Annotated in this window: 4 protein-coding genes; all 4 read left to right on the top strand. The window is 45.1% G+C overall.

Features of this window, described 5'->3' with window-relative positions; all coding sequences use genetic code 11:
- Positions 1-1551 (top strand): ethylbenzene dehydrogenase-related protein (locus L1D50_RS20605; protein WP_345773976.1); only part of this gene is annotated, 1551 nt, incomplete at its 5' end.
- Positions 1548-2219 carry a DUF1566 domain-containing protein gene (locus L1D50_RS20600; RefSeq protein ID WP_239966711.1) on the top strand — a complete coding sequence of 224 codons (672 nt, stop codon included), beginning with the start codon at positions 1548-1550 and terminating at the stop codon, positions 2217-2219. The genes L1D50_RS20605 and L1D50_RS20600, both read left to right, overlap by 4 nt.
- Positions 2220-2230: 11 nt before the next feature.
- The gene (locus tag L1D50_RS20595) at positions 2231-4195 is read left to right on the top strand and encodes a pre-peptidase C-terminal domain-containing protein (protein WP_239966710.1); all 1965 of its coding nucleotides are present in this window, start codon (positions 2231-2233) and stop codon (positions 4193-4195) included.
- Positions 4196-4451: 256 nt separating this feature from the next.
- Positions 4452-6182: a hypothetical protein gene (locus tag L1D50_RS20590; RefSeq protein WP_128725597.1), complete on the top strand. Its 1731-nt coding sequence runs from the start codon at positions 4452-4454 to the stop codon at positions 6180-6182.
- Positions 6183-6347: the final 165 nt, after the last annotated feature.

Raw genomic sequence — 6347 nt, 5'->3', positions numbered from 1 at the left:
AATTTATTTGTTTACACTAAATTTACTTTATTTGTTTTGGGAGCGGTTGTGCGTCGAAGTAGTTTTGCCATTTTTCATGTTATGGCGGTAATAGTTATCTTGGTTGGGTTACTGACAGGCCCTCGCTTGGGCATTATAAATCATGACTTTCTGGCGTTTCTTTCACCTTTGCTTCCACAAGGTGCGTTGCTGTCAATGCATGTGTTATTTGGTTGCTTACTCACCTTGATTGCGATTGCTTTTACTGTGGCAACTATTCGCGCACCGTTTCACAGCGCTCCAAGCAAGTTTGATAAAGCCGTTAACTACTTTGGGTATCTGGTTATCGTGCTGAGTATAGTCACAGGATGGTTACTTTGGCTCAATCCAGAGAGTCTAAGTTTAGTCATTCATGGGTTATCAGCGACAGGCATTTTTTTGTATTTGGTGTTACATGGCATAAAGCACACCGTGTTTAAGGGTAAGCAAGTACTAAGTGTATTAGTGCCCCGAAATGCGCTTATTTTACTCTGTTGCAGTATTGCTCTGGTGTATTTTTGTGGCCTTGGTATACGGCTTATTGTTGCAGAACAGCATTTACGGTTAGAAGTTGCGCCGCTATCAACGCAAAGCCACCTTGAAATAGACGGTAAAGGAGACGAGCCACAATGGTTGCGTGCCAAGCCTATTAAGTTAACGACATTTGGTGGTGCAAACTTCTTGGATGGGAGTAGTGAGGTCGAAATAAAAGCGTTGAGCAACCATGATGAAACCTTCTTTCTGATCCGCTGGCAAGATCCGACCGAAAGCCTAGAGCATCTGCCGCTGGAGAAAACCTCGGACGGTTGGCAAGTACAAGAGAATGGCTTTTATCGCTTTGACGAGCGCACTTATTACGAAGATAAGTTTGCCATCATGCTATCGACAACCTGTGAACTAGGAGGCGATGGTACGATGCAATACGGTGATGCGCCGCTTGCAGACAAACCCCGTAATTGGCACGGCAAGGGCTATCATGCGAGTACGGACGGCCGCACACGAGACTTATGGCACTGGAAAGCGCTGAGAACTAATGACATGTACTTGGCCGATGATAATTTTTTTGGGCCACCTCAAAGCGTTGCACTTGGGCAAAGACGCTACACCGCAGGGTATCAACCTGATGGCAAAGAAAGCGGTGCTTATGTGATGAACTGGCGCTGGTACTCACCGACTGAGGTTACGCCAAAGCGAATGCCAATCCCATCGCCAGATATCACCGAGCGCAAAGTCCTTGATTGGTTTGCCAGCGAAACCTACAACCCTCAACGAGACATGGCGAAAATTGGCGAACAGTTACCGTCCGTGTTGTACCGTTCAAATCGCTTTGAGGGAGATAGAGCCGATGTTAGGGCTAGGGGAGAGTGGCGCGATGGTTATTGGACGCTAGAGCTGGTACGTAAACACCAAACGCATTCTCCCCTTGATGTTGAACTGCGCTCAGGTGTTTGCATGTGGGTCTCCGCATTCGATCACGCACAAATCGCGCATACTCGTCACCACAGAGCGATCCAATTGAGGTATATGTTATGACCGTTGCCTCACGTTTAATACTTAGTTTAGCGATTGCTGCGGTGGCGATTAGCTACTTGTTATTCAGCGCCTCTGAGCGAGAAATTCCAACTCACGCACGCTTTATTAAAGTCACTAATGACATGCAGTTTTTGTCTGTATGGCAAGGCCCTTGGCATTGCGTCTATGACAAAAAGCTTAATCTGCTCTGGGAAGTAAAACGAGATGATGAGTCTATTCACGATGGCTATTGGAGTTACTCTTGGTATGACGGTCAGTTTGGTCATGCTGATCAAGGTGATTGTTACTTCGAAGCATCCCACTGCGATAGCCAAGATCTGATCCGTAGAACCAACCAAGCTAGATTATGTGGTAGTGCCGAGTGGCGCTTACCTACATCTGATGAGCTGCGCTCTTTAATTCAAACGCCAAATGGTCCCGGACAACCCCATATCGCAAGTGATTTTTTCCCACACATTAAAAATGGTGACTATTGGAGTGGTGAGGCTGGCGTGCCGTTACCCAAGTCGTTCAAGCGTGAAAAGTTAGGGGCAACGGCCGTGAATTTTCAATCTGCAAAGACGCTTTCGCTCCCTTATGCAAACGCCGCATTCGTCATGTTGGTGGCTACGCCGTCAACACCACTCTCATTGGCTCAAAGTCGTGCTGAGCCTGTTACTCTAAACTAGGAACCAAGGAAATGAAATATACTCAAATGGCAACTTTTGTGGTTGCAGCTGGTTTATCTTGTAGCAGTTTTGCTGCGAGTGACTACCATCGTCTTGTGTGGGACACCAGTCCAAGCACTTCAGCAACAATAGGATTTACACCCACATCAGGCACTAATCATATTGTTAAATATGGCAGCACAACGGATGAACAGAGCTGGCAAAGCGCAGCGGTCAACGCAACGCATACTTTTGATGGGGGCCTCTCAAGTTCATTTGTGAAATTAACCGGCTTAACCCCTGATAGTGCGGTGTATTATCGTGTTTGTGATTCACAAGGTTGCGGTCAGCGTTTGTGGTTCAGAACTGCGCCGCAAACGGCATCAGGGATCACTGCTGTAGCTGGTGGTGATACGCGCACAGGTTGGACAACGCGCCGTAAAGGCAATGAGTTGATCGCTAAAATTCGACCGCTATTTATTATGCATGGTGGCGATTACACCAATGCAAACTCCGTTTCTGAAATGCGTGAATACTTAAAAGATTGGCAATTAACCTTTTCGGATGATTTGATTGATGGCCTTGCATACAAGCGAATTTATCCATTTGTAGCAACACATGGCAATCACGAAGACGATAACTACAAAACGCTATGCCAAGTATTTGGCGTAGATTATGACCAAGATGGTGCGTGTACAGCAAAAGATACCTATGGTGCTTTTAACGTGGCGGGGCTTTTAAGGGTTTATACCTTAAATAGCCAATTTAAAAATAGTGGCTGGTCGAGCTATGCCACAGCGATGAACAATTGGCTGAAAAGCGACTTACAGTCTCAGGCTAACAGCGCAACGTGGCGTATCGCTCAGTATCACAAGCCGATGTATCCTCACTATTCAGGCAAGTCAGACAACACCATATTACATACTTGGTGGGCACAAGACTTCTATAATAATGCGATGAACTTAGTGGTAGAGTCCGATACTCATATCAATAAACTGACTTACGCACTAACGCCTACCAGCAATGGCTTTACGGCAACGACCCAAGGCGGCACCGTTTATGTGGGTGAGGGAAGTTGGGGTGCACCGGCAAGAAGCGCCAATGATCCAAAAAGCTGGACTATCGACCTTGCGAGTATTCAACAGTTTAAAGTGTTGAGTGTGACAAATGATAAGCTTACTGTTCGAACTGCTGAGTTTTCAAGCAATGCAACTGCCTTATCTAAAGCGCAGCGAGATGCCGATCCGCTCGCGTTACCTATGAATATGACATGGTGGTATGCCGCTGAAATTGGTGATGAACTGAATCTGATCAAAGCAAGCAATAATCTATCTGTGATAGAAACTCCCATTATTGAGCCGCCAGCTGCAATTGAACTTATCAGTGGTCAAACACAAGCGAATGTCACTGGCGCTAAGTCTTCTCAGGTACTTTATTACATTGATGTGCCAGCAGGAGCAACACAGCTAAAAGTTGAAACGGCGGGCGGCAGTGGGGATGTAGATATGTACGTGCGCTTTAATGCGGAACCAACGACACAAAACTACGATTGTCGACCCTATAAATCAGGTAATAATGAAGTCTGTACGATTACTCCAGTACAAACAGGCCGATACTATGTCATGCTTGATGGCTATGAGCGTTATTCGGGCGTTGCGCTAACGGCTACGGTTTATACTGACACTCCTCCAGATCAAGGTAATAGCCAGCAATGGTTGGATCAATCCGCCAGTAAAGGTCAGTGGCAGTATTATACTTTTGACGTGGCACAGGGAACACAGAGCCTGCAAGTAAAGGCATCGGGTGGTACTGGAGATGCTGATTTATATCTGCGTTTTGGTCAACAACCAAATAGTAATACCTACGAATGTCGGCCTTATGAAAATGGCAATAATGAAACGTGCACAATCACCAATCCAAATGCGGGAACTTGGCATATTGGGCTCTATGGTTACGCTGCTTTTTCAGGAGTGAATCTACAAGCAGAAAGTCAATAATCCTGTAAATGAGAGCTTGGTGGTTATTGATGTAACGATCAAGCTCACTTTTAAACTGACCGAATATTGAGAGTAACTTAACCGCGCACAATTAATGGAATTGAGACAATAATCAAGGTACAATAGCGCTGCATTTTTGGACACTTAGGTGTTTTGATGCAACGACCTCTGACGCGCGCAATCGTTGCGGTTCGTAGGGAAGAATAAATTTACCACGTGTTTGGCTATGTTCCGTGGTGATAACAAGGATCACTTTATGAATACAAAACTTCTCGTTGGCTTAGGTGCTGTGGCTATTGCCGTTGGTGCTTATGTAACCACTCAATCATCATCTTCTTCAAGCATCGCGATGGAACAACTGGAATATGTTCCGGCTGATACCGCGGTATTTTGGGGGCAATTAACGCCTTTTGAGCAACAAAAATATTTGTCTTTCATGCCTAAAGAGCTTAGACAGGTTCAAAATATCGAAGAGATAACTGGGTTGCTTAGAAAAGAAAATGATAAGCACTTGGACTTTGTAGCAACGCTACTAGAGCAATACAACTTAGCTTTGACTTCACCTGAACAAATGAAAGCTATCTTAGGCATGGGTGAGACAGTTAGAAGTGTATTCTACACAGTTGGTTTACTGCCTACATTGCGCTATGAACTGGCGGATCCTGAGGCTTTTCAACGTACGATAAAAATGGCTGCAAAAGATGCCGAAATCACATATCAAGAAGATACGCTAGATGGCGTCGCGTTAACGCGTTATCAGCTTGAGTTCGCGCCAGAAGCTAAAATTGAGCTTATCACTTCCGTGCAGGGTCAATGGGTTACGACGACATTTAACACGCCAATTAATACCGAAGCAGATCTAAAAGTTGCTTTGGGTATCGCCAAACCAGCTCAGTCACTGGCACAATCTGGCAAGCTTGAGCAATATAATACGCAGTTTGGCTTTGATGGTTCGTCAATTGCATTTTTGAACCATGTGGCTATCGTCGATGGTATAACCGCAAATAAGCAGTCTGATTTTACTCGTATGCTAGATAACATCTTGCAGCTAGGCGGTGGGACTGAGAAACTAGCAGCGGTACGTGCCCCTGAGTGTCAGGCGGACTACAGTGAAATCGCGAATTTGTGGCCTGCAACTGTGCTGGGCACCAAGAATATCCAATTTACTAATTCCGCAATCGACTTTGAAGTTGATACTGTGGTGGTGGGTCAAGATGCTGAACTGATGAAAGCACTTGGGTCGATCCGTGGTTTTATTCCTGCGCATGTCACCAACGGCGAAGAGAAAGTACTAGGGTTTGGCTATGGTGTTGATGTCGCAAAAGTTGCGCCGCTTGTAAACACCCTTTGGGGCCGCTTTACTAAAGCTGAATTCAAGTGTTCTGAACTCGTTGCACTACAGCAGCAAGCGAAACAAAATAGCCCAATGGCTATTGCGATGATGACAGGCATGGCAAACTCGGTTAAAGGCGTGAGTGCATCGGTTTTCGATCTTGTTATGGAGCCAAACGACCAAGGCACGCCGGAACCTAAAACGTTTGATGCTCTAGTTACATTGTCTGCTGAAGACCCGTTAGTACTCGTTAATACGGTAAAAGGCCTGGCACCTATGCTGGGGCAAATTCAAATCCCAGAAGATGGTACACCGGTTTCAATTAACCAATATATTCCGTCTCCACAGCCATTAGACATGGATATTAAGCTGGCGGTTAAAGGCGATCACTTAGTGTTATATACGGGTGAAAAGGCGACTGTTATTGCTGAGAAAATGGCAAGCCAAGTGCTAGAAAGTAATGGCATGACGCATTTCAGCATGGATATGCAGGCTTTCGTAGCTCCATTATTAGAAGCGGCAAAAGCAACTGGTCAACCAATGCCTGAAGGTATTGATGCTTTCTTACAGCAGAATATGGTATTTGAGTTTAGTATGGATGTGGCAGACCATGGTCTTGTATTTGGCACAGATATGAAGCTGAAAAAACTATAATACCAGTTGTATTAAGTAAATGATCTATCTTGAAACGGGGAAATAGCTTTAGTAGCACCGCTCTCGCGTCCTGCTACCGCTAAGGTACCTATATCCATATAGGCAAGGCAAAAATTTTGCTATTTAGTTGTTCTAAATGAGAAATTTTTAACGAAGCTAATATGC

It is taken from the genome of Pseudoalteromonas sp. Isolate6 (genome assembly GCF_022398435.1).
GTDB classification, from domain to species: domain Bacteria; phylum Pseudomonadota; class Gammaproteobacteria; order Enterobacterales; family Alteromonadaceae; genus Pseudoalteromonas; species Pseudoalteromonas galatheae.
Note: the sequence above shows the minus strand (reverse complement) of the source record. Positions and strands in the feature narration are given on the sequence as shown.